General features: G+C 38.1%; 30 protein-coding genes. All 30 read left to right on the top strand.

Annotated elements, in window-relative coordinates; all coding sequences use genetic code 11:
• Positions 1 to 3 precede the first annotated feature (3 nt).
• The 30 genes from B1B04_RS06215 to frr all read left to right on the top strand — a co-directional run bounded on the left by B1B04_RS06215 (position 4) and on the right by frr (position 25,469).
• A complete protein-coding gene (locus tag B1B04_RS06215) occupies positions 4 to 1,284 on the top strand; it encodes a flagellar hook-length control protein FliK (RefSeq protein WP_079560463.1) in 1,281 nt (426 codons plus the stop codon).
• A gap of 2 nt (positions 1,285 to 1,286) precedes the next feature.
• Positions 1,287 to 1,976, top strand: a complete 690-nt coding sequence (flgD, locus tag B1B04_RS06220) for a flagellar hook assembly protein FlgD (RefSeq protein ID WP_079560464.1) — start codon at positions 1,287 to 1,289, stop codon at positions 1,974 to 1,976.
• Between the two features lie 15 nt (positions 1,977 to 1,991).
• The gene (locus tag B1B04_RS06225; protein ID WP_079560864.1) at positions 1,992 to 2,363 is read left to right on the top strand and encodes a TIGR02530 family flagellar biosynthesis protein; all 372 of its coding nucleotides are present in this window, start codon (positions 1,992 to 1,994) and stop codon (positions 2,361 to 2,363) included.
• Positions 2,364 to 2,442: 79 nt separating this feature from the next.
• Positions 2,443 to 3,408, top strand: coding sequence for a flagellar hook-basal body complex protein (locus B1B04_RS06230; protein ID WP_079560465.1), 966 nt, complete (start codon positions 2,443 to 2,445; stop codon positions 3,406 to 3,408).
• Between the two features lie 114 nt (positions 3,409 to 3,522).
• Positions 3,523 to 3,744 (top strand): flagellar FlbD family protein, encoded by a 222-nt coding sequence (locus B1B04_RS06235; protein ID WP_049668748.1) that lies wholly within the window; start codon positions 3,523 to 3,525, stop codon positions 3,742 to 3,744.
• Positions 3,734 to 4,162 carry a flagellar basal body-associated protein FliL gene (gene fliL / locus B1B04_RS06240; RefSeq protein ID WP_079560466.1) on the top strand — a complete coding sequence of 143 codons (429 nt, stop codon included), beginning with the start codon at positions 3,734 to 3,736 and terminating at the stop codon, positions 4,160 to 4,162. Before B1B04_RS06235 ends, fliL begins: the two co-directional genes overlap by 11 nt.
• A gap of 31 nt (positions 4,163 to 4,193) precedes the next feature.
• Complete coding sequence (gene fliM / locus B1B04_RS06245; RefSeq protein WP_079560467.1) at positions 4,194 to 5,189, top strand: flagellar motor switch protein FliM; 996 nt, start codon at positions 4,194 to 4,196, stop codon at positions 5,187 to 5,189.
• Positions 5,182 to 6,420, top strand: coding sequence for a flagellar motor switch phosphatase FliY (gene fliY / locus B1B04_RS06250; RefSeq protein ID WP_079560468.1), 1,239 nt, complete (start codon positions 5,182 to 5,184; stop codon positions 6,418 to 6,420). Before fliM ends, fliY begins: the two co-directional genes overlap by 8 nt.
• A gap of 21 nt (positions 6,421 to 6,441) precedes the next feature.
• Positions 6,442 to 6,804, top strand: coding sequence for a response regulator (locus tag B1B04_RS06255; RefSeq protein ID WP_079560469.1), 363 nt, complete (start codon positions 6,442 to 6,444; stop codon positions 6,802 to 6,804).
• A gap of 10 nt (positions 6,805 to 6,814) precedes the next feature.
• Entirely contained in the window at positions 6,815 to 7,480 is a 666-nt protein-coding gene (locus tag B1B04_RS06260; RefSeq protein ID WP_240518224.1) for a flagellar biosynthetic protein FliO, read from the top strand.
• Positions 7,477 to 8,142, top strand: coding sequence for a flagellar type III secretion system pore protein FliP (fliP, locus tag B1B04_RS06265; RefSeq protein WP_079560471.1), 666 nt, complete (start codon positions 7,477 to 7,479; stop codon positions 8,140 to 8,142). Before B1B04_RS06260 ends, fliP begins: the two co-directional genes overlap by 4 nt.
• A gap of 13 nt (positions 8,143 to 8,155) precedes the next feature.
• Positions 8,156 to 8,425, top strand: coding sequence for a flagellar biosynthesis protein FliQ (gene fliQ / locus B1B04_RS06270; RefSeq protein WP_079560472.1), 270 nt, complete (start codon positions 8,156 to 8,158; stop codon positions 8,423 to 8,425).
• A 4-nt stretch (positions 8,426 to 8,429) separates the two neighbouring features.
• Positions 8,430 to 9,206: a flagellar biosynthetic protein FliR gene (gene fliR, locus B1B04_RS06275; RefSeq protein WP_079560473.1), complete on the top strand. Its 777-nt coding sequence runs from the start codon at positions 8,430 to 8,432 to the stop codon at positions 9,204 to 9,206.
• Between the two features lies 1 nt (position 9,207).
• Positions 9,208 to 10,296: a flagellar biosynthesis protein FlhB gene (flhB, locus tag B1B04_RS06280; RefSeq protein WP_079560474.1), complete on the top strand. Its 1,089-nt coding sequence runs from the start codon at positions 9,208 to 9,210 to the stop codon at positions 10,294 to 10,296.
• 23 nt (positions 10,297 to 10,319) lie between these two features.
• Entirely contained in the window at positions 10,320 to 12,353 is a 2,034-nt protein-coding gene (flhA, locus tag B1B04_RS06285; RefSeq protein WP_079560475.1) for a flagellar biosynthesis protein FlhA, read from the top strand.
• On the top strand, positions 12,350 to 13,546 hold the full coding sequence (gene flhF, locus B1B04_RS06290; protein WP_079560476.1) for a flagellar biosynthesis GTPase FlhF: 1,197 nt from the start codon (positions 12,350 to 12,352) through the stop codon (positions 13,544 to 13,546). The genes flhA and flhF overlap by 4 nt, the downstream gene beginning before the upstream one ends.
• Positions 13,543 to 14,418, top strand: a complete 876-nt coding sequence (locus B1B04_RS06295) for a MinD/ParA family protein (protein WP_079560477.1) — start codon at positions 13,543 to 13,545, stop codon at positions 14,416 to 14,418. The genes flhF and B1B04_RS06295 overlap by 4 nt, the downstream gene beginning before the upstream one ends.
• Positions 14,419 to 15,573: a protein-glutamate methylesterase/protein-glutamine glutaminase gene (locus tag B1B04_RS06300; RefSeq protein WP_079560478.1), complete on the top strand. Its 1,155-nt coding sequence runs from the start codon at positions 14,419 to 14,421 to the stop codon at positions 15,571 to 15,573. It begins immediately after the preceding gene.
• A 14-nt stretch (positions 15,574 to 15,587) separates the two neighbouring features.
• Positions 15,588 to 17,654, top strand: a complete 2,067-nt coding sequence (locus B1B04_RS06305; protein WP_079560479.1) for a chemotaxis protein CheA — start codon at positions 15,588 to 15,590, stop codon at positions 17,652 to 17,654.
• Positions 17,655 to 17,681: 27 nt separating this feature from the next.
• Positions 17,682 to 18,128, top strand: a complete 447-nt coding sequence (locus B1B04_RS06310; protein ID WP_079560480.1) for a chemotaxis protein CheW — start codon at positions 17,682 to 17,684, stop codon at positions 18,126 to 18,128.
• Positions 18,129 to 18,137: 9 nt separating this feature from the next.
• The gene (locus B1B04_RS06315) at positions 18,138 to 18,770 is read left to right on the top strand and encodes a chemotaxis protein CheC (protein WP_079560481.1); all 633 of its coding nucleotides are present in this window, start codon (positions 18,138 to 18,140) and stop codon (positions 18,768 to 18,770) included.
• 3 nt (positions 18,771 to 18,773) lie between these two features.
• Complete coding sequence (locus tag B1B04_RS06320; RefSeq protein ID WP_079560865.1) at positions 18,774 to 19,277, top strand: chemotaxis protein CheD; 504 nt, start codon at positions 18,774 to 18,776, stop codon at positions 19,275 to 19,277.
• A complete protein-coding gene (locus B1B04_RS06325) occupies positions 19,277 to 19,651 on the top strand; it encodes a hypothetical protein (RefSeq protein WP_079560482.1) in 375 nt (124 codons plus the stop codon). The genes B1B04_RS06320 and B1B04_RS06325 overlap by 1 nt, the downstream gene beginning before the upstream one ends.
• 423 nt (positions 19,652 to 20,074) lie before the next feature.
• Positions 20,075 to 20,845: a FliA/WhiG family RNA polymerase sigma factor gene (locus tag B1B04_RS06330; protein ID WP_079560483.1), complete on the top strand. Its 771-nt coding sequence runs from the start codon at positions 20,075 to 20,077 to the stop codon at positions 20,843 to 20,845.
• A gap of 36 nt (positions 20,846 to 20,881) precedes the next feature.
• Entirely contained in the window at positions 20,882 to 21,190 is a 309-nt protein-coding gene (locus B1B04_RS06335; protein WP_079560484.1) for an RNA polymerase subunit sigma, read from the top strand.
• Positions 21,191 to 21,199: 9 nt separating this feature from the next.
• Positions 21,200 to 21,796: a DUF6115 domain-containing protein gene (locus B1B04_RS06340; protein ID WP_079560485.1), complete on the top strand. Its 597-nt coding sequence runs from the start codon at positions 21,200 to 21,202 to the stop codon at positions 21,794 to 21,796.
• A gap of 157 nt (positions 21,797 to 21,953) precedes the next feature.
• Positions 21,954 to 22,673 carry a 30S ribosomal protein S2 gene (gene rpsB, locus B1B04_RS06345; protein WP_049668466.1) on the top strand — a complete coding sequence of 240 codons (720 nt, stop codon included), beginning with the start codon at positions 21,954 to 21,956 and terminating at the stop codon, positions 22,671 to 22,673.
• Between the two features lie 101 nt (positions 22,674 to 22,774).
• Positions 22,775 to 23,662 (top strand): translation elongation factor Ts, encoded by an 888-nt coding sequence (gene tsf, locus B1B04_RS06350; protein ID WP_079560486.1) that lies wholly within the window; start codon positions 22,775 to 22,777, stop codon positions 23,660 to 23,662.
• A 524-nt stretch (positions 23,663 to 24,186) separates the two neighbouring features.
• Positions 24,187 to 24,912, top strand: coding sequence for a UMP kinase (gene pyrH / locus B1B04_RS06355; RefSeq protein ID WP_079560487.1), 726 nt, complete (start codon positions 24,187 to 24,189; stop codon positions 24,910 to 24,912).
• The gene (frr, locus tag B1B04_RS06360) at positions 24,912 to 25,469 is read left to right on the top strand and encodes a ribosome recycling factor (RefSeq protein WP_079560488.1); all 558 of its coding nucleotides are present in this window, start codon (positions 24,912 to 24,914) and stop codon (positions 25,467 to 25,469) included. The genes pyrH and frr overlap by 1 nt, the downstream gene beginning before the upstream one ends.
• Positions 25,470 to 26,115: the final 646 nt, after the last annotated feature.

Raw genomic sequence — 26,115 nt, forward strand, 5'->3', positions numbered from 1 at the left:
ATGATGGATGTATCAATGATGCAAATGATGTCTAAGGCTTTACCAACTAAAAACGCGGCTACAAAGTCTTCGACAACAGGCGATTCCGATGTGAAAGCAAATGGACCGTCGAACAAAGAAAAGTTAGCAACGTTTGGATCAGTGTTTGGAAAGGTTATTTCTTCTTCAGATAAAACACAGCAGCAAACACAGTCAACAGATACAAAAGATACCTCTGATTTAGCAGCAGTTTTAAATGCTGAGTCTATAGAAGAAGTACTAGATGTACTAGGTATCCCACATGACGATGGCTTGTTAATGCTTCAAATTGGTGAAGAAGGTAAAGCTGTTGCAATAGATGAAATGTTAAATCTTGATCATTTAATGGATGCATTGGGGATTGATACTGAGCAACTCCAACAATTAGTACAACAGTTGCTAGGGGAAGATCAAGAAGCAAGAGATATATGGGAGCTTTTAGCACTAGTGGATGCTCAGGCACCAGCGCTTCAAACACAAATCGTAGCAGCTATACAAGGTGAAGGACAAGTGACACCGAAAGAAATAGCGCCATTGCTTCAAGTATTAAAGTTAGCACAGCTAGTTGGACAAAAAACAGACTTAACAGCTTCACAAGAAAACGTGCTAACTAACGTCAAGAGTCTTTTGACAACGATGCAAACACAAGTTGAGACGCTTCAAACGGCACAGCAAGTAACAACGAAAACAACAGTAACACTTCCGTTACAAGGCTTTCAGAAAGTAGTTCAACAAGTTCAAGTTACAAAACAGACAGACACAAGTGCGAATGAAATGGTGACTTCCAATACAGTCCAAACAAAAGCAGATACGTTCCAAGTGACACTACCTGCTGCAAAACCGGCGCAGTCAGAGGCATTATTAAAAGAGATGCAAGCAATTATCAATAGAGCCCAAATCTCGAATGCACAAGGTATTACACGCTTAACATTGAAATTGTATCCAGAAAATCTAGGAACAATTCGTATCGAGCTTGTGCAAAATGACGGTGTCCTTACAGCACGTTTGCTTGCTTCAACAGCACAAGGTCGTGAATTACTTGATAGTCAAGCACATCAATTAAAGCAAGCCTTTGTACAGCAAAATATTCAAGTGGATCGTCTTGATATTGCCCAAACCTTACAAGATGCAGATCGTCAACAACGTGACCAAAGCTTCTTCAATAATTTCTTTAAGCAACAACAGCAAGAAGAGGAAGAGCACAAAAGCGACGATGACGATGAAGGCAAGTCCTTTAGTGACTATCTAATAAGTGAGGAGGTATAAATATGGCAGATACAAAGACTGATAAAATGACTGGAAAAATAACGGATGACTTATACTATCAGAATTATAAGAAGCCAGTAAGGCAAACAGGTAATAAAGAACTCGGTAAGGATGCTTTTCTTCAATTGTTAATTACGCAATTGCAACATCAGGATCCAACAAATCCTATGGACGACCGAGACTTTATTGCTCAAATGGCACAATTCTCTTCTTTAGAGCAAATGCAAAATATGACAAAGGCGATGGAATCATTACTTGCTTCACAGCAACAAACACAGATGATGAGTTATTCATCTTTTATTGGTAAGGAAGTAAAATGGCATGAGTTAACAGATGAGAAAGATGAAAAAGGTAACTATGTAGTCAACGAAGGATCAGGTGTTATTGAGTCATTAAAATTTGTTGATGGTAGTGTAGAGTTCTTATTAACTGATGGTAAGAAAATACAACCTGGCAATATCTCGGAAATTTTAGGCGGTTCAGAAACGAATTCGAATGATAACAATATTGAAAAAGAATCTCCTCTTGTACAAGCAAGCAAGCTAATTGGTAAAAAAGTTACCTATAAAGACGGCGAGCAAGAACTACAAGGGCGTATCGTTTCTGTTTCGAGTAAAGATGGCGTTATTTATTACGTATTAGATAATGACAAAAAATTAACACAAAAAGAATTTACCGAAATAACCGAATAAAGGTGGAGAAGAATGATGGATCAGTTTTCATTGCATCGTGTACCATTACATCCATCTATTCGCCAGACACAACCAACGCCAATAAAATCACAGCAATCTTTTAAAGCTCATTTACAAGAAGCTACCAAGCAACAAGAACTGAAAGTGAGCAAGCATGCGCATGAACGTATTATCCAGCGTAATATTGCGATTACTGAACAAGAATGGCAGGTTGTATCGGACAAGGTATTTGAAGCGCACTCAAAAGGTGTCAAACAACCATTAGTCTTGATGGATCAAGCAGCTTTAATTGTCAGTGCTAAAAATGCTACTGTCATTACAGCGATGGACCGCACGGAAGCAAAACAGCAAATATTTACAAATATTGATGGCACAATCGTGCTGTAAGGGCTGGACCTGTGATAGGAGGCCTAGGTGTGCTGATTGATAGAGGCACACAATTAATAGACGAAGGGAGAACGACATTATGTTACGTTCTATGTATTCTGGTATTTCAGGTTTAAAAAACTTCCAAACAAAGCTGGATGTAATTGGTAATAATATTTCTAACGTTAATACTTATGGCTTTAAAAAAGGACGTGTAGTATTTAAAGATTTAATGTCTCAAACGTCAGCGAGTGCCTCTTCACCGACTCAAACTCGTGGTGGTATTAACGCTAAACAAATCGGTTTAGGTTCACAACTTGCTGCAATCGATACAATTCACGGTTCAGGTTCAATGCAAACAACGTTTCGCGAGTTAGACTTAGCTATAGCTGGTGATGGATTCTTCATGGTAGGTGATGCAAATGGTGCACCTAATGAAGACGGGGACCTAGATGCTGAAGGTTACAGCAATATTCTCTATACACGTGCTGGTAACTTCTACATGGATAGAAATGGATATCTAGTGAATGCCGATGGTAAATATTTAGTAGGTCACGCAAATGATGAGTTATCCATTTCTGCTGATGGCGATTCAATCGATGGTGCTCAAGCTGAGGAACATAAAGCAGACAATGGACTTGCTGATATAGAAGGTAATATCGCTGAGGGTCTGGATTTCGCAACTGAAATTTCACCGATTCGTATCCCTACAACAGCACAATCAATGTCAATTAGTCAGGATGGTACAGTTGAGTATGTAGACTATAAAGGTGATAAACAATATGCAGGTCAACTTATACTTTCAAAGTTCCCAAATGCTGGTGGTCTTGAAAAAGTGGGTGGTAACTACTACCAAACTTCAGCAAACTCTGGACAACCATACGCTCAAGTTGGAACAGTAGGAGGGGTTGGTGCCGTTCAAGCTGGTACCCTAGAAATGTCCAATGTAGACCTTTCAGAGGAGTTTACAGAAATGATTGTAGCGCAACGTGGTTTCCAAGCAAATACACGTATAATCACAACTTCTGATGAAGTTCTTCAAGAGCTTGTAAATTTAAAACGCTAAGTAATTTGTAAGTAAGAAATACCAGTTAAGATTTCAAGATGCTCAAAATTAAAAACATAATTTCATATGAGGGAGGGTCGGGCCGGCTCTCGAGCTAGACCCGGCCCTATTTCAATGATTGAACTAACACGTTTAAATGGCAAAGCATTTACATTGAATGCTTTATACATAGAAACGGTCGAATCTTTTCCAGATACGACCATTACATTAACGACTGGAACCAAAATCATTGTTTTACAGAGTGAAGATGAGGTGCGACAAAAGGTAACTGCCTTTTATAAAAATATACAAATACTATCAAACCCGCATCTACGAGGTGAAGAAGATGAAGAATAATAAAGTGTTAACGATGATTATCATCGTACTAGTAGCAATCATACTTATCGGGGGTATTGGGTTTGTGTTATATACCCAATTTAATAAGCCAGCAGGATCTCTTGAGCCAACCATTGATGAAATCGTAGAAGCTTCTGTAGAAATTCCAGAAATTACGACAAATCTAGCTGATAACAAAATTGTACGCATATCGTTAAAAATTCAAACAACAAATAAAGATGCTGGTACTGAGTTAACGAAGCGTGATTTCCAAGTGAAAAACATTGTTATTCAAGAGCTTTCTGAAATGGAGCAAAAGGATTTAGAAGGTAAGAAAGGTAAACAAATTTTCCAACAATCATTAAAAACACGATTAAATGAACTGATGCAAGAGGGAGAAGTTCAGGAAATTTATATTACCTCCTTCATCACACAATAATAAAGAAACTGCTTGAAATGGAGGTGGGCAAATGGCAGGAGATGTATTATCTCAATCAGAGATAGATGCGCTGCTTTCCGCAATATCAACCGGGGAAATGTCAGCTGATGATATAAAAAAAGAGGACGAGGTGCGTAAGGTTAAAGTGTATGACTTTAAACGTGCACTACGTTTCTCAAAAGATCAAATCCGAAGTTTGACCCGAATACATGAAAATTTTGCACGATTACTGACAACTTTCTTTTCTGCACAGCTGAGAAGCTATGTGCAGATTACTGTTGCATCAGTGGACCAAATACCATTTGAAGAGTTTGTACGTTCGATTCCGAATATGACACTCATTAATGTGTTTGAAGTGCCGCCATTAGATGGTAATATCTTAATGGAAATAAACCCAAACATTGCCTACTCTATGTTAGATCGTTTAATGGGCGGTAGTGGGGCGAGTCATAGTAATGTGGATAACTTAACAGAAATTGAAACTAAAATTATGACAAACCTTTTTGAACGCTCATTCGACAATTTACGCGAGGCATGGGAAAATGTTGCGGAAATTGATCCGATTTTAGTGGAGCTTGAGGTCAACCCTCAATTTTTACAAATGATTTCGCCAAATGAAACGGTTGTCGTTATTTCCTTAAATACGATAATCGGTGAGACAAGCGGTATGATCAATATTTGTATTCCGCATGTTGTATTGGAGCCTATTGTTCCAAATCTTTCTGTTCGCTACTGGATGCAGGCAAATACAAAAGAAATGTCTCCAGAGCAAACAAAGATGCTTGAAACAAGCGTGAAACAAGCACAACTACCGGTTTCTGTTGAACTAGGTATTACCGACATTACCATTGAGGATTTCCTCACTATGCAGATTGGGGATGTCATTCAATTAGAACAAAAAATTGAAGATCCATTACTATTAAAGGTAGGAACATTACCGAAATTTACGGTTCAACCAGGAAAACAAGGTAAAAAATTAGCAATCCAGATTATCGACCCTTTGAAAGGAGGAGACGAAGATGAGTGATGAAATGCTCTCCCAAGAAGAAATTGAAGCGTTATTAAGGGGCGAAACGTTGGAAGATAAAAACAGCGGCACTGAAGCTTCTACAAGTGAGGATATGAATGATTTAAGAGTAGAGGATTACCTCGATTCGTTTGCCCAAGATGCGTTAGGTGAAGTAGGAAATATATCTTTTGGAAGCTCTGCCACAGCGCTTTCAGCGTTATTAGGGCAAAAGGTAGATATTACTACCCCAAGTATTTCAATGATTAACCGAAATAAATTAGAAGAGGAATTTCCTCATCCTTATGTAGCCGTACAGGTTGAATATACAATCGGATTAACAGGTATGAATTTACTCGTTATTAAGCAATCTGATGCAGCGATAATTGCTGATTTAATGTTAGGTGGAGATGGCTTAAATCCGAAACCAGATTTAGGTGAGATTCAGCTAAGTGCCGTGCAAGAAGCTATGAATCAAATGATGGGTTCTGCGGCTACTTCAATGTCGACAGTATTTAATAAAAAAGTGGATATTTCTCCACCTACTATCGATTTAATGAATATTTCTCAAAATGAAGGACGAGAAAATATTCCTGAAGATGATTTACTCGTAAAAGTATCGTTCAGATTGAGAATTGGTAATTTAATTGATTCGAATATCATGCAATTATTACCGCTGAAATTTAGTCAAAACATTGTCAAATCTTTATTAGGAGAAACAGAATCAATCGAGGAACCTGTGGCTGCAACACTAGTACCTGAAGCGCCAGTAGCACCGTCGCCTGTCCAACAACAAGCGCCTATGCAACCACAAGCACCTGTAACACCGCCACCTGCGCAGCCAGTATATCAACAGCAGCCAGCGCCGGTGCAACAACCAATGTATCAAGAGCAACAGCCGATTCCGCAAGCAACAAGACCTGTTCAACCGGTCAATGTTCAACAAGCACAGTTTGCTAGTTTTGATCCGAACGTTATCTCGCAATCTGAAGCTAGAAATTTAAATATGCTACTTGATATTCCATTGCAAGTTACTGTAGAGTTAGGACGTACAAAGCGTTCTGTAAAAGAGATATTAGAACTATCTAGTGGTTCGATTATTGAACTAGATAAATTAGCTGGTGAACCAGTTGATATTTTAGTTAATAGCCGTTTAATAGCTAAAGGTGAAGTCGTTGTTATTGATGAAAACTTCGGTGTCCGTATTACAGATGTTTTAAGTCAAGCAGAGCGTTTGAATAATTTAAGATAGTTTCAATTGGAGGAGTTAACCATGTCTAAAAGAATTTTGATTGTAGACGATGCTGCATTCATGCGCATGATGATCAAGGATATTTTATCGAAGAATGGATTTGAAGTTGTTGGGGAGGCAGCTGATGGTTTGCAGGCTGTTGAAAAGTACAACGAATTAAAGCCAGATTTAGTAACAATGGATATTACAATGCCAGAGATGGACGGTATTGCAGCTCTTAAAGCAATTAAGGGTTCACATCCAAATGCAACTGTCATTATGTGTTCAGCAATGGGACAACAAGCAATGGTAATCGATGCAATTCAAGCAGGTGCGAAAGACTTTATTGTGAAACCTTTCCAAGCTGATCGTGTAATTGAAGCGATTCAAAAAGCTCTAGGATGATTGAATGCAAATGTTAAAATCATTTCGTCTAACGATGATTTTCGCATTTCTTGTATCCTTCCTGTTTTTGTACCCTACAACGACTTCTGTATATGCAGAATCTGACACGAATTTTGTGAGTGACTGCATTAAAGGAGATTGTAAAGAAGATAGTACTCCAGCTGCTAAGAAAGATTCAGATATACCAGCGGCTGGAGGCTTATCTGCGTGGGAATACATAAAAATGGTTTTGGCGCTTATTTTTGTTGTAGCTTTATTTTATGGATTAATGAAGTTTTTAAATAAAAGAAATTTAAACTTTCAACGTAATCAATTAGTACAAAATTTAGGCGGTTTATCACTAGGTGCCCAAAAGTCAGTACAACTATTACAAGTAGGTAAAACACTTTATTTAGTTGGGATCGGTGAGGATGTCCAGCTATTACGTGAAATTACTGATCCCGATGAAGTTGCAACACTTTTAGCACTATATAATGAACGACAAGAACTTGCAGCAACATCACCGTATATTGCAGAAGTATTATCTAAGTTTAAGAGAAAAAATAATGAGAGTTCATCCGTACAGCAAAAACAAACCTCTTTTGGTGAGCTGTTCGAAAAAAAGATTTCCGAAATTAAACAGGAGCGCAATGAAGAACTGGAGAAATGGAAGCAAAAGGAGAATGATGATAAATGAATGATGTAATCAGTATTTTTTCCAACAGCGACCCGACAAATGTCTCCAGCTCTGTGAAGCTTCTATTACTGTTAACAGTTCTTTCACTGGCACCGAGTATTTTAATTTTGATGACATCGTTTACACGAATTGTTATTGTGTTATCGTTTACGCGTACTGCATTGGCGACACAGCAAATGCCACCAAACCAGGTCATTGTAGGTCTTGCTTTATTTTTAACTTTCTTTATCATGGCCCCAACATTTCAAGAGGTCAACAAAGAGGCATTACAGCCATTGTTTTCTGAGGAAATTGGCATTGAAGAAGCGTATGATCGTGCCAGTGAGCCTTTTAAAGAGTTTATGAGTAAGCATACAAGGCAAAAGGATCTTGATTTATTTTTAAAGTATAATAAGGCAGAAAAGCCAGCATCTGTAGAAGAAATTCCTCTTACAATGCTAGTACCTGCTTTTGCATTGAGTGAGATTAAAACAGCGTTTCAAATCGGCTTTATGATTTTTATTCCATTCCTAGTAATCGATATGATTGTCGCAAGTACGCTAATGTCGATGGGGATGATGATGTTACCACCGGTTATGATTTCATTGCCGTTTAAGATTTTATTATTTGTACTCGTGGATGGTTGGTATCTTGTGATGAAATCATTACTAGAAAGTTTTTAGGGGATGATACAGTATGACAGGTGAATTGGTTATTTCAATTGCAGAGCGTGCCATTATGATTATCCTTCTAACAAGCGGTCCGCTACTATTAGTTGCTTTAATCACTGGTTTAGCGGTAAGTATTTTTCAGGCAACAACATCGATTCAAGAGCAAACTTTAGCATTCGTTCCAAAAATCATCGCTGTATTTGCAGCCATCGTATTTTTCGGTCCTTGGATGTTATCACAAGTGACTAGCTATGCGAGAGACATTTTTGAGAATTTAACGCGTTATATAGGGTGAGAAGATGAATGAATTAATCCCGCATTTTACGGTTTTCTTATTAGTACTTGTGCGCGTATCGGCATTTTTTGTCACGGTGCCCTTTTTCTCGTACAGAACGATTCCGCCACAAGTTAAAATAACTCTCGCATTAGTTTTAGCTTGGATGATGTATTACACAATTGACGTCGAACCATTTGTATTTAATGGTGATTACATACTTTTAGTGATGAAAGAAGCGCTCATTGGACTGTTGCTCGGTTTAGTAGGCTATATCATCATGTCGGCAATTCAAATTGCCGGAAGCTTTATAGATTTTCAAATGGGTTTTGCCATTGCCAATATTATCGACCCGCAAACAGGTGCACAAAGTCCATTGATCGGACAATTTTTTAATACGCTAGCATTACTTTTCCTACTAGCTATCAATGGACATCATATGATTCTCGATGGAATTTATTATAGTTATCAATTTTTACCGATGGATCAAGGATTTCCTAATTTCGCAAATGAGGGTTATATAGAGTTTATCATCACAACATTTACAGCTGTTTTTGCGATTGCCTTTCAAATGGCTGCTCCTGTTGTAGCAACTTTATTTTTAGTCGACTTGGCGCTAGGGATCACAGCGAAAACTGTACCACAATTAAATATTTTTGTTGTCGGTTTTCCTATTAAAATAGGTGTTAGTTTTCTAGTATTATTTACAATGATGGCTGTAATGATTCAAGTTATTCAAAAGCTTATTACCATTATGATTTATGCTATGCGTGATGTAATGGCTATTTTAGGTGGTGGGTAAAATGAGGCTACTGCTGGATTTAGATTTACAGTATTTTGCGGGAGAAAAAACGGAAAAGGCGACACCTAAAAAACGACAAGATGCTCGAAAAAAAGGTCAGGTTGTTAAAAGTCAGGATATTTCCAGTGCAATTGTCATGCTCATGGTATTTATCTTTTTATTCTTCTTTGCAGGTTCACTGCGAGACGATCTTTTAGCTTTTTTCAGGCAAACTTTTATTCATAACATACGCGTAGAAACACTAACAATTGATAGTGTGATGAGCTTATTTACAGAAACATTAGTGCAAATGGCTTTTATTATTGTCCCAATAATGGGAATTGCATTTGTTGGAGCATTAGCAGGTAACTTCCTACAGTTCGGTTTCCTATTTACATTAGAGCCGATGAAGTTTGATTTGAAAAAAATGGACCCAATCAAAGGGTTGAAAAAAATATTTTCTGTAAAAGCCATTATAGAGCTTCTCAAGTCAGTATTAAAGATTGGCTTTATTGGTGGCGTTACGACAATTATCGTTTGGACGAATTTGCCGGAAGTTTTGGCGTTATCCTTTAAAAGCCCATGGATGACTCTTATTACAGTGGGTAAGCTTGTTGGTATCATGGGGATTGCTGCTTCGCTCGTCTTACTATGTGTATCCCTTTTAGACTGGATGTATCAAAAACATGATTACGAAAAAAATCTTAAAATGTCTAAACAAGACATTAAAGATGAATATAAAAATAGTGAGGGCGATCCGCTGATAAAATCGAAAATTAAACAACGCCAACGCGAAATGGCGATGCGTCGAATGATGTCAGAGGTTCCAAACGCCGATGTTGTCATAACAAACCCAACTCACTATGCGATTGCCATCAAATATGATGATGAAAGTATGGATGCCCCACGCATCGTTGCAAAGGGTACGGACTTTATCGCTCAAAAAATTAAACTGATTGCGAAAGAACATGATGTAGTTATGGTTGAAAATAGACCATTAGCACGGGCAATGTATGATCAAGTAGAAATTGGCGATCAAGTACCAGAAGAGTTTTTCAAAGCAATAGCAGAAGTGCTTGCTTATGTTTATCGAATTAAGCGGAAAATTTAAAGCTTTTAGTAGGAGGGACACAAATGAAAGTTCGCGATATAGGGGTATTAGGTGCGGTTATTTTAATCGTTGCGATGCTCATCATCCCTCTTCCTCCGTGGATGTTAAGTTTCTTAATCGTCATTAATATTACATTAGGATTAATAGTACTTTTAACAGCAATGAGTATGAAGGAAGCACTAGACTTTTCTATTTTTCCTTCAGTTATTTTATTGTTAACTTTGTTCCGACTCGGACTGAGTGTTTCTACAACACGTGCCATCTTAGCAAAAGGTGATGCTGGTTCTGTTGTAGAAACGTTTGGGGACTTTGTAGTCGGCGGTAATGTGCTAGTTGGTTTAGTTGTATTCTTAATTCTTGTGTTAATTCAGTTTATCGTTATTACAAAAGGAGCGGAGCGTGTAGCAGAAGTAGCAGCACGTTTCACACTTGATGCGATGCCAGGTAAACAAATGAGTATTGATGCTGACTTAAATGCAGGAGTTATTTCTGAGCGGGAAGCACGTGAACGACGCGAGAAAGTAGCGGGTGAAGCGGACTTCTACGGAGCGATGGATGGTGCCACAAAGTTCGTAAAAGGGGATGCCATTGCCTCAATGGTCATGGTTATTATCAACTTATTATTTGGTATCATCATCGGTGTTGTGCAGATGGGGCTTCCATTTGCAGATGCAGCAAATCATTTTTCTAAGTTAACAGTGGGAGATGGTATTGTCTCACAAATTCCTGCGCTACTGATTTCTACAGCGACAGGGATTGTCGTAACGCGTGCATCTTCTAAAGGAAGTCTTGGTGAAGATATTACAGGACAGTTATTTGCCCAAGCAAAACTGCTTTATGTAGCGGGTGGAACAATACTTTTACTAGGATTTTTCACACCTATTCCACTTTGGATAACAATTCCAATTGGAGGTTCACTAATTGCTGGTGCTTATATGATGGATCATAAAAAACCAGAGGATGAAGAAGAATTACTTGAAATTGAGGAAGAAGTGGCAACAGACGGCATGAAGAGCCCTGAAAACGTTGTGAATTTATTAAATGTGGACCCAATCGAGTTTGAGTTTGGCTATGGTTTAATACCGTTAGTAGATGCTGCACAAGGCGGCGATTTATTAGATCGAGTTATAATGATACGTCGACAGTTAGCATTAGAATTAGGGATTGTCATTCCAGTTGTCCGTATTCGCGATAATATTCAATTACAACCAAATGAATATCGAATTAAAATAAAGGGTAATGAAATGGCACGTGGTGAACTTCTGCTTGATCATTATTTAGCAATGAGTCCAGGAGATGATGATTCTATCGAAGGAATTGACACGGTTGAACCGTCATTTGGCCTACCTGCAAAATGGATTACGGAGCAAGTGAAAGAGGATGCCGAAATGTTTGGCTACACAGTTGTTGACCCACCGAGTGTTGTGTCGACTCACTTAACGGAAATGATTCGTGCAAATGCTTATGAATTACTCGGTCGTCAAGAGACGAAGCAGTTAATCGATCATTTACGTGAAACGCATCCAATTTTAGTTGAAGAGTTAACACCTGCTCCATTATCGACTGGAGAAATTCAAAAGGTACTAGGTAAACTTCTACGAGAAAATGTGTCAGTGCGAAACTTACCAATTATTTTTGAGACTCTAGCAGACTATGCAAAATTAACGAGTGATACCGATATATTAACTGAGTATGTACGTCAAGCATTGGCGCGTCAAATTACTTCTCAATACGTAGGGGACAGCTCGTCATTAAAAGTTATTACTGTTTCCGGTAAAGTAGAAAAATTAATTGCTGATAGTATTCAACAAACGGATCATGGAAATTATTTAGCGATGGATCCACAAGATTCTCAAACGATTTTAGAGACCATTGCTGCAGAAGTGGAACGCGTTTCCTTTATGGAACAATCTGCTATTATTTTATGCTCTCCAGCAGTTCGTATGTATTTACGTCAACTTACGGAGCGCTATTTCCCGCAAATTCCAGTTCTATCTTACAACGAACTTGATGCTACGGTTGAAATTCAAAGTGTTGGGGTGGTGAATGTTGAATGAAAATGAAAAAATATTATGCATCCTCCATACCAGAAGCGATGAAGCTTGTGCGTGCTGAATTAGGTGAGGACGCTGTCATTTTGAACTCAAAAGTAGTCGTTACAAAAAAGTTTTTTGGAATCATTAAAAAGAAGAGCTTTGAAGTTGTTGCAGGTATTGATTCAATGGAGCCAAGTAATATGGCTCCAGCACCTGTAGCTTTGCCTACATCAACAACTAAACATGAAAGTGCAAGGTTACAAGAGATTACGAACGCTGTTCAAGCTAAAATACACCAAGTACAGCCGCAGAATGATGCGCCCTTATATGGGGAAGCCAGCATTTCTGAAGATTTGAGGAAGGAAATTGCAGATTTAAAATCTTTAATGCATTCGATGCATAAGAAGACTATCCAAGATCAATATCCAGATGAACTCTTATCCTTCATTGAATACTTAAGACAGCAAGAGCTAAGTGAGGAGCTCATCACAACGATTGGTGATGAGCTTTTTACGCATGTCAAAGAAGCTTCAGACATCAATTTTTCTCAATGTAAGATGATTACGAAAAGCTTATTGCGCAAAGAGTTAGAGGATCTACCAGTTGGAGGTATATCCTATGAAAAAAAATATATTAATGTGTTAGGACCAACAGGTGTCGGCAAGACTACGACAATTGCTAAAATGGCTGCTAGAGCAGTTTTAGAAAAAAAGAAAAAAGTAGGATTTATCACGACAGATACTTACCGTATTGCCGCAATTGAGCAACTAAAAACGTATGCTGGACTGTTACAGGCTCCTGTTGAAATTGCTTATAATGCAACAGATTTTGAACAAGCAATCCACCGATTGGCCCATTTAGATATAGTGTTTATAGATACGGCAGGCCGCAATTATAAAGAGGTAAAATATGTAGACGATTTACAGCGTCTTATAAAATTTGATGATCAAGCAGAGTCCTTCTTAGTACTTGCAATGACAACAAAAGAAAAGGACATGGCAAACATTATCGAGCAATTTAAGCAATTACCAATTGAAAAATTCATTTTTACAAAGATTGATGAAACAAATTCTATTGGCACAATGATTAATTTAATGATTAAATATAATAAGGGACTTGCTTACTATACGAATGGTCAAGAAGTACCAGAAGATATTGAAGAAGCTGATCTAGAAGCAGTACTAAATTTATTTTTTCAAGGTGAAGAAAAATGAGAGACCAAGCTGAAACATTACGCTTGAAAATGTTGAAACAGCAGGGTGAATTAGGTAGGGCAATTGCGGTTGTAAGCGGCAAAGGTGGGGTTGGTAAAAGTAACTTCACGACGAATTTTGCCATTACATTGGCCAATAAAGGGAAAAAAGTTGTCATCGTTGATATGGATATTGGTATGGGCAATATCAATATTTTAATCGGAAAAAATGTTTCTTATAGTTTAAAAGATTACTTGGAAGGAAATGAGTTACTGGATAATGTAATATTTGAAGGTCCTTACAATTTAAGGTATATTTCAGGTGGGTCTGGTATGTCGGGCGTCTTAGAATGGTCAGAGGCAATGTTTGAACGACTCGTTCACGCATTTGAGCAACTCCAACAAACCTTTGATTACATTTTGTTCGATATGGGAGCAGGAGCTACTAATTGGTCATTAGATTTATTAACGTCTATAGATGAAATTATTGTTTTATCTACGGCAGAGCCAACATCGATAACAGACGCTTATTCAATGATGAAATATATTCATATGCGAGATGCGGACAAGCAATTTTATGTACTCTGTAACCGAGCTTATAGTAAAGAAGAAGGACTGGAAACCAATGAGCGACTAAAGCTTACGATGAAACGGTTTTTGGACAAAGAGGTTACGATACTAGGCTCATTACCTGAAGATTCTGCTGTGCGTAAGGCTGTGCGTGAGCAGGTGCCTTTTTCACTTGCCTATCCAGACGCACTTATTACAAAGACACTTCAACTTATAGTGGCGCGTTTTATGGAACACCGTGTGGAAGAAGTTCATGCACATGATCAGTCAGCAGGTAAATTTTTAACAAAATTAAGAAATATTTTTTCGAAAGGACGTGATTAATTGGACTTTTTACATAAAAGCAAGCTATTAGTTGTTGATGATTCTGCTTTTATGAGAAAGCTAATTAGTGACTTTTTTGTTGGCAACTCGAAGGTTGAAGTAGTTGGAACAGCACGAAATGGGAAAGATGCGGTAAAAAAGATTCAAACATTGCAGCCAACAGTTGTGACGATGGATATTGAGATGCCTGAAATGAACGGGCTTGATGCTTTAAAAGAAATTATGACTGTATGTCCAGTACCTGTTGTTATGCTCTCTAGTACAACTCAACGAGGAGCAGAAAATGCCTTATCAGCAATTGAATTTGGGGCAGTAGATTTTGTCGCAAAGCCGAGCGGATCAATTTCTCTTGATTTACATAAAATCCAAACTGAACTTGTCCACAAGGTTGAACAAGCATCATTGGTACCTATTTCAAAATTAAAGAAACCTTCTAGTACTAAAAGACAACAAGAACAGCCATTACAAGCGAGTATCATTAGAAGAAATTCACTTAGTGAAGACAGGGTGCCTCCTTCTGTCAATGTTTTTCCGACAAGGGCAGAACTATCAAAGCCACCTGTAGAATGGAGTAAAGTAGGTCGGAAAATTGTACTGATAGGTACCTCCACAGGCGGGCCTAGAGCTTTACAAGAAGTAATTACAAAAATCCCAAAATCAATTCAAGCTCCCATTTTAATTGTCCAGCATATGCCTGCAGGATTTACAAAATCTCTTGCTAATCGTTTGGATCAATTGAGTGAAATTACCGTAAAAGAAGCTGAGCAAGGTGATATTCTGCAAAATGGAGTAGCGTATATTGCCCCTGGTGGGTATCATTTAAAACTTAGAAAAATAGGTACTTCCTTTGGTATAGTCCTTGATAATAATGAACCACCTAGATCCGGACATCGACCTTCAGTAGATGTGATGTTTGAAGACGTGAGCCAATTTAAAGATTTTGATAAAGTGGCTGTTATTATGACGGGCATGGGCCATGATGGTTCTAACGGACTAAAAGCACTAAAAAGTACTGGAAATGTGATGGCAATCGCTGAGTCAGCAGAAACTTGCATTGTGTATGGTATGCCGAAAGCGGCAGTGGAAACGCAGCTTGTCGATGAAGTAGCAGATGTAGATGATATTGCACAAACAATAATGAAATATTTGCCTTAAAGGGGTGTCCTCTTATGGAAGTCAATCAATATTTAGAGATGTTTATTGAAGAAAGTAAAGACCATTTACAAGCATGTAGTGAACATTTATTAGAACTAGAAAAAAATCCAGATGATTTGGCGATTGTCGGAGAAATTTTCCGCTCTGCGCATACATTAAAAGGTATGTCTGCGACAATGGGCTTTGAAGATTTAGCGGATTTAACTCATAAAATGGAAAATGTGTTGGACGCGATCCGAAACGAAAAAATCCATGTATCTCCTGAAATTTTAGATGTTGTTTTTGAGTCTGTAGACCATCTAGAAGAAATGGTGATGGACATTGCGAATGGCGGAGATGGAAAACGTGATGTATCTTCAACTGTTGCTCAATTAAAGCGTATTGAATTAGGTGAAGAAGCGATTCCTGAAGTGGTAGGAACTACTGAGACACCAACTACAGCTGTAGCAAGTACATTAGAGTATGACGGCTTTGAGCAAACAGTTATTTCACAATCTGCTGAGCAAGGTTTCAATGCATTTGAAATTTCAGTGAAATTACGTGAGGACTGTCTTTTAAAAGCAGCACGAGTATTTATGGTGTTTGAGATTTTAGAAAAAGATGGGGAAGTTATTAAATCAAGTCCATCTGTTGAAAAGCTTGAAGACGAACAGTTCGATCAACAATTTTACGTAGCTTTTGTAACAAAAGAATCTGCTGAAGATATGCAGAAAAAGATTATGAAAGTTTCAGAAGTTGACGAAGTGATTGTCGCCGCTATAGAGCCAAAGCAACATAGTGAAAAAGAACAAGCCATTCAAGAAGTAGCAGCAACGGCAACGGTAGAAGTAGAGGTTAAACCTGCTACGGTTCCAGAAAAAAATAATGCAGCACCTAAACCTGCAACAGCAGCGGCTCCTGCTAAGGCGGATAAAAGCCATGCGCCTGTTGGTAATAAAACAATTCGTGTGAATATCGATCGACTTGATATATTAATGAATCTATTTGAAGAGCTTGTAATCGATCGAGGACGACTACAGTCTATTGCAACTGAGGTTAACCATGGAGAGTTAAATGAAACAGTAGAGCGCATGAGCCGCGTCATGGGTGATTTACAAACGATTATTTTAACGATGCGTATGGTTCCGGTTGAAACAGTATTCAATCGCTTCCCGAAAATGATTCGTCAGTTATCTCGTGATCTAAACAAGAAAATTAACCTCGAAATTATTGGTGCTGAAACAGAACTAGATCGTACAGTAATCGATGAAATTGGGGATCCACTTGTTCATTTAATTCGTAACTCTGTTGACCACGGTATTGAAAATCCTACGACTCGCCTTGCGAAAGGTAAGCCAGAAGAAGGAACAGTTGTATTGCGTGCTTATCATAGTGGTAACTATGTCTTCATTGAAATTGAAGATGATGGAGCAGGTATTAACCGTGAAAAAGTACTAGCGAAAGCCATTTCTAAAGGTATCGTTACACAAGAACAATCATATTCGATGTCAGATAAGCAAATTAATGAGCTTATTTTGGCTTCAGGGTTTTCAACAGCAGATGTTATTTCTGACGTATCAGGTCGAGGTGTTGGATTAGATGTTGTTAAAACAACAATCGAATCATTGGGTGGAAATATTTCAATTGAATCTACACAAGATGTAGGCTCAGTATTCTCGATTCAATTACCTCTGACATTATCAATTATTTCTGTCATGTTAGTAGAAATCGAAAAAGAAATTTATGCAATTCCACTTTCATCAATTATTGAAACTTCAATTATCCGTTCGTCAGAAATTATGAATGCACATAATCAAAAAGTAATCGATTTCCGTGGCAAAGTAGTACCACTAGTATTTTTAGAAGAAATCTTTGAGGTACCTCGCAAAGAACCACAGGGTGACGAATTCCATTCAGTGGTCATCGTTCGAAAAGGTGAGAAACTTGCTGGTTTAGTTGTGGATTCATTCATTGGCCAACAAGAAATTGTGCTGAAATCATTAGGAAATTACTTAACGAATATCTTTGCAATTTCAGGTGCAACAATTTTAGGTAACGGGAAAGTTGCCTTAATCGTGGATTGTAACGCACTTATTAAATAAGGTGAATGAATAAGAGAGGTGTAAACAATGACAAACGCAGTGGAACAAGAAAGTATTAAAGTAATTGTTTTTCAACTAGCAGATAAAGAATATGCGATTCCAGTGTCACATGTACAAGGGATTGAAAAACTAATGCATATTACACGTGTACCGAAAACGGAAAAATACGTAAAAGGTGTTATTAACCTACGCGGTGTCGTAACGCCAATTGTTGATTTACGTGAACGATTTGAATTACCGATCTCTGAGCATGAAGAAACAACACGCATCATCATTATTTCATTAGAAGATATGGAAGTAGGTTTCGTCGTTGACTCTGCAAATGATGTGTTAGACATCCCAGCTGACTCGATTGAACCACAGCCTGAAGTAGTAGGTTCACTGGAAGAAGAGTTTATTTCAGGAGTAGCCAAAATAGATAAACGATTATTAATTTTATTGCATTTAGAGAAAGTATTAAATCCACTAAAGTAGGGATCGATAATGACATATAATCAAAAGATTACATCACTACATTTAGACGTATTAAAGGAAATTGGTAATATAGGTGCTGCGCATGCTGCGACAGCACTTTCCAATTTGCTTGGTAAAAAAATTGATATGCGAGTACCAAAGGTTGAAATGGTGTCCTTTAATGACATGATGGAGCTTGCAGGAGGATCTGAAAATGTCGTAGTAGGAATCTATTTACGCATTGAAGGTGATGCTGAAGGTAGTATGTTTTTTATCCTGCCAATTGAACAAGCAAATCGTTTTATCCGTCGTCTCATATTTGATGAATCATTCGACTTTAAAAAACGACCTGTTTCAGAGTTGGGGTTATCCGCTATGCAGGAAATGGGTAATATTTTATCCGGCTCTTATTTATCGGCATTGTCTGACTTTACGAGTTTGAAAATTTATCCAACTGTACCAGGACTAAGTGTTGACATGTTTGGTGCCATTATTAGTATTGGCTTGATTGAATTATCACACGTTAGCGATAATGTGATCGTCATAAACACATCCATTTTTGAAGACGGTGTAGAGGACCAGGAAACAGTAAGAGGTCATTTCTTCTTATTACCAGATCCAGACTCATTTGATGCTATTTTTAAAGCATTAGGAGTTTCATAAATGATGCTAAACAGTAGTGATGGCCAAGTTATAAAAGTTGGAATTGCACAAATGGATGTAGTAAAGTTACCAAATACGATAAGAACATCAGGTCTTGGGTCTTGTGTAGGAGTCATTTTATATGACGAATCAAAAAAAATTGCTGGTTTAATACATGTGATGTTGCCAGATTCGAGTTTAGGTAGACAAGAGTCAATAAATGTGGCTAAATTTGCTGACACAGGCATTGCGGCAATGATTGACTTATTAAAGTTAGAAGGCGTTCAAAAATTCAAGCTAAAGGCAAAAATTGCGGGTGGTGCGCAAATGTTTCAATTCACTTCAGATAAAGACTCCATGCGCATCGGCCCACGTAATGTAGAAGCTGTAAAGCATGAGCTGAAGCGTCATGGAATTCGTTTAGTTGCCGAAGACACAGGCGGCAACAGTGGTAGAACAATTGAATTTAATCCTGCGACGTCGACATTACATATTCGAACGGTTAACCAAGGAGTGAGCGAAATATAATGTTCGGTTCTATTTTTTATAACCTATGGGGTGCGTTAATTGCCTTTTCTATATATTTTTTTAGTACATTTCTAAAACCCTATACACCATTACGTATTATCGTAGGGTCATTTGTGGCGGGAATAATTATGTTTTTCGTCATGTATATTGTCAGATTTTTAATTGCTTACGTTTTATTCACACCTGAGGACGATGAAGAACTCGTTGAAGGTGAGCATGAAGAAAATGAATCTGAGAATCCAGAGGAAGAAAATCAAGAAGCACCGACGGCTAATTCAACCGTGGAGTTTCAAGATGAGAACTCGGAAGAGATTGCTCAGGCTGTACGAACGATGATGAATCGTGAGGCGGATCAACAATTAAATAATGCTTAAAAAAGGGAGTCGCAAGTAGCGGCTCTTTTTAGTTATCTTAATTCTTTTGCAAATTCTTATTTTATAGCTTAGGGTGTTTTAACGGATTTTGACTATATCCGAACTAACAGATACTGACACATAAATGTAAAGAATCTGTGATAGAGTACGAGAAACAAATGAAATTATAGTCGATTCTTGTTATAATATAGGAAAGAATTAGATGGGTTTTTATGTTAAGGTCTAATAACTAGTAACGCTTTGTTGTTTATGCCGAGGCATAATGTATTTTCTTTCAATAAATGTTTACGTAGCGAAAGTGAAACGTCAGTTACAAGTGTGTTCGTAACGAAAGTGAAACGTCAGTTACAAATGTTTTTTGTATTGATATAAGACAGTGGCAAACAGGCGCATAAATGCGTTTTTCTTAGAGAGGTGGATTACATGACACAACCAATTCTGAACGATGAACAAAAGCTGTGGAACCGCTGGATAAATGAACGTGATCCAGATGCAGGTGATTTGCTTATAAAAAAATATATTTCGCTAGTATCTTATCATGTACAACGTATTGGAGCGAGCTTACCAAAGAGTGTATCGCGAGACGATTTAATGAGCTTAGGTATGGTAGGTCTGTTTGATGCGTTGAATAAATTTGATATTAATAGAGACTTGAAATTTGATACATATGCTTCTTTTAGAGTAAGAGGAGCCATTATTGATGGTTTACGTAAAGAAGATTGGTTGCCACGGTCAGCACGTGAAAAGGCGAAAAAGTTAGATGTACAGATTGAGCAGTTAGAACAAAAATATATGCGTCATGTAACACCTGAGGAACTTGCGGAACATATGGCTTTACCTGTTGAGGACGTTTACCAAACTGTACAGGAGCATTTCTTCTCAAATGTTCTTTCCATTAATGAGCAGCAAGATCAAGAGGAGACTGATGGAAAGTCATTTGTTATTCGTGATGATACGACGAAGACACCTGAGCAAGCTGTCGTTAAGTCAGAACTGCTTGGGGATTTAGCGGAAAATATCCAAAAGCTCAATGATAAGGAGCAGCTAGTACTTAGTTTGTTTTATACGGAGGAATTAACACTAACAGAAATTGGAGAAATGCTTGAATTATCTACATCACGTATTTCACAAATCCACTCTAAGGCGCTATTAAAGCTACGGAAATTATTAACTAATGAAATGATTAATGCATAATAATCCTTGTATACATATCGTTGAAGGAGGGGTCTTATGAGTTTAAAGGGTGTCGAACTACAAATAGCTATTCCCAAAACATTTGAAGCAGGAAAAATGGCTGATCAGGCACAACAACAAACTTTGGCTCAGCAAGCACATGCAAATGAAGCGTTAAAAAAAGAAGTAGAACGCAAGCAAAAAATTGTGAATACTTCAGAGGGTGCGGATGGGATAAGTGAAGATGAAGAAGCAGGTGGCGAGTATATAAAAGGTACTCGAAAAAAGAAAAATAAGGATAACGAGAAGCCAGAAATGCAAGCGCAGCATCCGTTTAAAGGGAATTTCGTGGATTTTAGTGGATAGGAGTTTACTATGACAATCATACTAATTGCGGTTCTATTTATTTTACAGCTACTTTCATTTTATTTCCTTATTATATTAAATACGAAGCTAGCAAAATTTAAGGACTTAGAAAAAAAACAGGAGCGCTTAATGCGTGAAATGGATGACACCATCAGTGTCTATTTAGCTGAGATGAAAGATGAAAATGATCGCCTCATTCAAGAGCTGCAAAGAGTTTCAAAGTCTGAAACTCAAACGAATGCTGTGGAACAGGAAGAACAGATTGTGAGACAACAGGAGAAGGAACAGCAACCTTCTCTGACAAAGGAAGGAAGCACAGTAGATGGTTCTATTGGTCTAGATCAGGAACCTCGCGTTTATGTGCCCAAAAATATCGTAGCCAATGCGTATTCACGCCAGCAGCAATCTGGAGCTAAAGCTGAAGCTAAGGTGGTACATTCGGCCCGACAAGCAAGTGAGGCAACCGAAAAGGAAGAAGCTAAGCCAGTAACATTGGAACAACAAGCTATTAATTTAGCGAAACAAGGGAAAACATCAGAAGAAATTGCAAAACAGCTTCAAAAAGGAAAAACAGAAATCGAGCTTTTATTGAAATTTCACAACTAAAACAGTTGCGAATAGGGTAAAGCTATGATATAGTTGCAAATGGTGTTATTAATACACACGCATTTTGATGTAGTAAGTGGTGCTCTAAGCTTAGGGTAGCTTGTTGCAAGTGATAAATGCGGAGGATAAAAACCAAACATACTAGGAGGAAATACACATGTCAGTAATTTCTATGAAACAATTACTTGAAGCTGGTGTACATTTCGGTCACCAAACTCGTCGTTGGAACCCAAAAATGAAGAAATATATCTTCGTTGAGCGTAACGGGATCTACATCATCGACTTACAAAAAACTGTTAAAAAATTAGAGGAAGCTTATGACTTCATGCGTCAAGTTGGTCAAGACGGTGGTAAAGTTCTTTTCGTTGGTACGAAAAAACAAGCACAAGAAGCAATCAAAGATGAAGCTGAACGTTCAGGCAACTACTACATCAACCAACGTTGGTTAGGTGGTACTCTTACAAACTTCGGTACTATTCAAAAACGTGTTGCACGTATGAAAGCAATCGAAAAAATGGAAGAAGATGGAACTTTCGAAGTTCTTCCTAAAAAAGAAGTAATCCAACTTAAAAAAGAACACGAACGTCTAATCAAATTCTTAGGCGGTATCCGTGATATGCACGCTCTTCCAGACGTAATGTTCGTGGTTGACCCACGTAAAGAACGCATTGCTGTTGCAGAAGCTATTAAATTAAACATCCCTCTAGTAGGTATTGTTGATACAAACTGTGATCCAGATGAAATCGACTACGTAATCCCTGCTAATGACGATGCTATTCGCGCTGTTAAACTTTTAACTGCTAAAATGGCTGACGCTTTAATCGAGTCAAAACAAGGTGAAGAAGAAGCTCCAGCTGTAGAAGCTGCTGCTGAGTAATTCACGTTTAGAAAAAGGTGATAAGTGGCTCAGGACCCTTATCACCTTTTTTAGAACCTATCACTAAAATTTGTACAACCAATTTGAGGAGGAAACACTAAATGGCAAACATTACTGCACAATTAGTAAAAGAATTACGCGAAAAAACTGGCGCTGGAATGATGGATTGTAAAAAAGCGTTAGTACAAACTGATGGCGATTTAGATGCTGCAATCGATTTCCTACGTGAAAAAGGTCTTTCTTCAGCTGCTAAAAAAGCTGACCGTATCGCTGCAGAAGGTACAACTTATATCTTAGAACAAGGTAACGAAGCAATCATCCTTGAAGTAAACGCTGAAACTGACTTCGTTTCTAAAAACGAAAAATTCCAAGTGTTAGTTGCTTCTTTAGCTGAGCAATTACTTGCTGCTAAACCTGCAACAGTTGAAGCTGCATTAGAGCTTGCAAATGCTGAAGGTGTGAAAATTGCTGACCAAATTTCAACTGCAGTTGCAACAATCGGTGAAAAAATCACTCTTCGTCGTTACGAAGTGAAAACAAAAACTGATGCAGATGCATTCGGTTCTTATTTACACATGGGCGGTCGTATCGGTGTGTTAGTTACTTTAGAAGGTTCTGCAGATGCTTCTGCTGCAAAAGATGTTGCAATGCATATCGCTGCTATTAACCCTACTTACGTTTCTCGCGATGAAGTTTCTGCTGAAGAAGTTGAACGTGAGCGTAAAGTATTAACTGAACAAGCTCTTAACGAAGGTAAACCAGAAAACATCGTAGCAAAAATGGTTGAAGGTCGTCTTGGTAAATACTTCGAAGATGTTTGCTTACTTGACCAAACATTCGTTAAAAACTCAGATCAAAAAGTACGTGATTTCGTTGCTTCAACTGGCGGTTCAGTAAACGGCTTCGTACGTTATGCTGTTGGTGAAGGTATCGAAAAACGTGAAGACAACTTCGCTGAAGAAGTAATGAGCCAAGTTAAAGGTAACTAATTTAGCTTGCATTTGATCCTAATCAAATAATAACTAGATTTTCTAGACAAAAAATGGGGAACACAACATAGCGTGTTCCCTATTTTTCCGAGATTAGCGAAAAAAAGTTAAAATTGGCTCGTCACCAAAAGTTGCGGATAACATTTATTAAACCGTATGCTATGTATATAAGTTGATCTTCGTTACGACTGGACGATTCCTTGGGATCAGCGATAGAGGAACGGAGGCTAAAACCATCACATCCTGTGATAACGCTTTCGTGACCAACATCATGCTGCTGCCGCTACGCTAGCACTACGCTTTCGCGCGAAAAACATCTGTTGGCCCAAGCGGCTCATCGGACGCCCCCAGGAAGCTCTGCTCTGCGCGAAAGCGCCTAGTCGGAACGGAAATCAACCAACTTTATCGTGTTGAGCCACATAATTTTCTATTTTGCCTTATTCATAACTAGAAATTATTGTTATTTATACTATAATGGAAAAGGGAATAGAGATTTTTTAAATAAAGTCTGACGGAGGTTTACAATGAGTGTGCCACAATATAAACGAGTAGTTATTAAATTAAGTGGTGAAGCGTTAGCTGGAGAAGCGGGCTTCGGTTTATCACCAAAAATAATCAAGGCTGTTGCAGAAGAAGTAAAAGAAGTAGTAGATCTTGATGTAGAAGTTGCTGTTGTTGTAGGTGGCGGTAATATATGGCGTGGAAAAATCGGTAGCGAAATGGGAATGGATCGTGCAGCAGCCGACTATATGGGTATGCTAGCAACGGTTATGAACTCTTTAGCGTTACAAGATGCACTGGAGAAATTAGGAATTGAAACACGTGTACAATCTTCAATTGTAATGACACAAGTAGCAGAGCCATATATTCGCCGTAAAGCAGTTCGTCATCTAGAGAAAAAACGTGTAGTAATTTTTGCAGCAGGTACAGGTAACCCATTCTTCTCTACGGATACTACAGCTGCATTACGAGCTGCTGAAATCGACGCAGATGCGATTTTAATGGCGAAAAATAATGTAGATGGTGTTTATTCTGCAGATCCGAAAGTAGATGCAACTGCCGTTAAATATGATACACTCACATACTTAGACGTTATTCAACAGGGCTTACAAGTAATGGATTCAACAGCTTCTACTCTATGTATGGATAACGATATTCCGTTAATTGTCTTCTCAATTACGGAACCAGGTAATATTAAACGTGCCGTACAAGGCGAGAAAATTGGAACAGTTGTTAGGAGGAATGTATAATGGCTAAACAAGTTTTAGAACAAGCTAAAGAAAAAATGAACAAAACAATTGCCGCTTTTTCACGTGAACTAGCTTCAATCCGTGCAGGTCGTGCAAATGCTTCTCTATTAGATCGCATTACGGTTGATTATTATGGTGCACCAACACCGATTAATCAGCTTGGAGGTGTTTCGGTACCAGAAGCGCGCTTATTAGTTATTACACCTTACGATAAAACAATCTTAGGTGAAATCGAAAAAGCAATCATGAAATCAGATATTGGTATTACACCAACAAATGATGGATCTGTTATTCGTTTAATGATCCCGGCTTTAACAGAAGAGCGTCGTAAAGATCTTGTGAAACAAGTGAAAAAAGAAGCAGAGGATGCAAAAATCGCTGTACGTAATGTTCGTCGTGATGCTAATGATGATCTGAAAAAACTTGAAAAAGCTGGCGAAATCACAGAAGATGGTCTACGTGGCTACGGTGAAGATATTCAAAAATTAACAGATGAATTCATTGTTAAAGTAGATCAAGTAACGAAAGAAAAAGAAAAAGAAATTTTAGAAGTGTAAGCATAATTTGCTTTGCATATCTATGATGGAACTTTTTGATGAGATGAAGGCGTCCTATACATATCAGGACGTCTTTTCTCTTTACTTTAAATGATTATGTAAAAGGTTTAGTAAAATGTTATACATAACTTTAATTGTTTTAGGGAAATACCTTTCATCTATTTTTTCTTTCTTTTAAGATTAAGAAGAACTGTTTTTTACGTGAAGAGAAAAACATTATTGAGGAATGAACGAAATAAGGGAAATACCTCTTAATAATCATACTTGAGTGGGCGTGATAAAAGTTTTCTAGCCTTTCTTTATAAAGGAATCATCAATCTAAAGTTGGGGATGACATTTTGTTAAAACGTATGTTATGAGGATAAGTTGATTGGAGTGGAGACTGGGCGACTCCTTGGGGATTAGCGATAGAGGAACGAAGGCTAAAACCATCACATCCTGTGATAATGCCTTCGTGACCAACATCGTGTTGGCCCGAGACCCTGGAGCGAGCAACGTGAGTGAAGCGGCTCATCGGACGCCCCCAGGAAGCTCTGCTCTGCGCGAAAGCGAAGCGTCAGCGGCAAAGCGCCCAGTCGGAACGGAAATCAACCCCACGTTTCGGTGATCATCCTAAAATGTGTGTAGTTCTAAAATAAGATAGTTC

Source organism: Lysinibacillus sp. KCTC 33748 (genome assembly GCF_002237755.1).
In the GTDB taxonomy this organism is placed as follows: Bacteria; Bacillota; Bacilli; order Bacillales_A; family Planococcaceae; genus Lysinibacillus.

Coding starts and splice junctions, on each gene's coding strand:
- B1B04_RS06235 (WP_049668748.1), top strand. CDS start 3,523: ATGATTGAACTAACACGTTTAAATGGCAAAGCATTTACATTGAATGCT.
- fliR (WP_079560473.1), top strand. CDS start 8,430: ATGAATGAATTAATCCCGCATTTTACGGTTTTCTTATTAGTACTTGTG.
- B1B04_RS06225 (WP_079560864.1), top strand. CDS start 1,992: ATGGATCAGTTTTCATTGCATCGTGTACCATTACATCCATCTATTCGC.
- rpsB (WP_049668466.1), top strand. CDS start 21,954: ATGTCAGTAATTTCTATGAAACAATTACTTGAAGCTGGTGTACATTTC.
- B1B04_RS06325 (WP_079560482.1), top strand. CDS start 19,277: ATGTTCGGTTCTATTTTTTATAACCTATGGGGTGCGTTAATTGCCTTT.
- B1B04_RS06315 (WP_079560481.1), top strand. CDS start 18,138: ATGACATATAATCAAAAGATTACATCACTACATTTAGACGTATTAAAG.
- B1B04_RS06215 (WP_079560463.1), top strand. CDS start 4: ATGGATGTATCAATGATGCAAATGATGTCTAAGGCTTTACCAACTAAA.
- B1B04_RS06330 (WP_079560483.1), top strand. CDS start 20,075: ATGACACAACCAATTCTGAACGATGAACAAAAGCTGTGGAACCGCTGG.
- B1B04_RS06305 (WP_079560479.1), top strand. CDS start 15,588: ATGGAAGTCAATCAATATTTAGAGATGTTTATTGAAGAAAGTAAAGAC.
- flhF (WP_079560476.1), top strand. CDS start 12,350: ATGAAAATGAAAAAATATTATGCATCCTCCATACCAGAAGCGATGAAG.
- B1B04_RS06310 (WP_079560480.1), top strand. CDS start 17,682: ATGACAAACGCAGTGGAACAAGAAAGTATTAAAGTAATTGTTTTTCAA.
- B1B04_RS06320 (WP_079560865.1), top strand. CDS start 18,774: ATGCTAAACAGTAGTGATGGCCAAGTTATAAAAGTTGGAATTGCACAA.
- B1B04_RS06340 (WP_079560485.1), top strand. CDS start 21,200: ATGACAATCATACTAATTGCGGTTCTATTTATTTTACAGCTACTTTCA.
- flhB (WP_079560474.1), top strand. CDS start 9,208: ATGAGGCTACTGCTGGATTTAGATTTACAGTATTTTGCGGGAGAAAAA.
- tsf (WP_079560486.1), top strand. CDS start 22,775: ATGGCAAACATTACTGCACAATTAGTAAAAGAATTACGCGAAAAAACT.
- B1B04_RS06295 (WP_079560477.1), top strand. CDS start 13,543: ATGAGAGACCAAGCTGAAACATTACGCTTGAAAATGTTGAAACAGCAG.
- frr (WP_079560488.1), top strand. CDS start 24,912: ATGGCTAAACAAGTTTTAGAACAAGCTAAAGAAAAAATGAACAAAACA.
- B1B04_RS06230 (WP_079560465.1), top strand. CDS start 2,443: ATGTTACGTTCTATGTATTCTGGTATTTCAGGTTTAAAAAACTTCCAA.
- fliL (WP_079560466.1), top strand. CDS start 3,734: ATGAAGAATAATAAAGTGTTAACGATGATTATCATCGTACTAGTAGCA.
- B1B04_RS06255 (WP_079560469.1), top strand. CDS start 6,442: ATGTCTAAAAGAATTTTGATTGTAGACGATGCTGCATTCATGCGCATG.
- B1B04_RS06260 (WP_240518224.1), top strand. CDS start 6,815: ATGTTAAAATCATTTCGTCTAACGATGATTTTCGCATTTCTTGTATCC.
- fliM (WP_079560467.1), top strand. CDS start 4,194: ATGGCAGGAGATGTATTATCTCAATCAGAGATAGATGCGCTGCTTTCC.
- fliP (WP_079560471.1), top strand. CDS start 7,477: ATGAATGATGTAATCAGTATTTTTTCCAACAGCGACCCGACAAATGTC.
- B1B04_RS06335 (WP_079560484.1), top strand. CDS start 20,882: ATGAGTTTAAAGGGTGTCGAACTACAAATAGCTATTCCCAAAACATTT.
- flhA (WP_079560475.1), top strand. CDS start 10,320: ATGAAAGTTCGCGATATAGGGGTATTAGGTGCGGTTATTTTAATCGTT.
- fliY (WP_079560468.1), top strand. CDS start 5,182: ATGAGTGATGAAATGCTCTCCCAAGAAGAAATTGAAGCGTTATTAAGG.
- flgD (WP_079560464.1), top strand. CDS start 1,287: ATGGCAGATACAAAGACTGATAAAATGACTGGAAAAATAACGGATGAC.
- fliQ (WP_079560472.1), top strand. CDS start 8,156: ATGACAGGTGAATTGGTTATTTCAATTGCAGAGCGTGCCATTATGATT.
- pyrH (WP_079560487.1), top strand. CDS start 24,187: ATGAGTGTGCCACAATATAAACGAGTAGTTATTAAATTAAGTGGTGAA.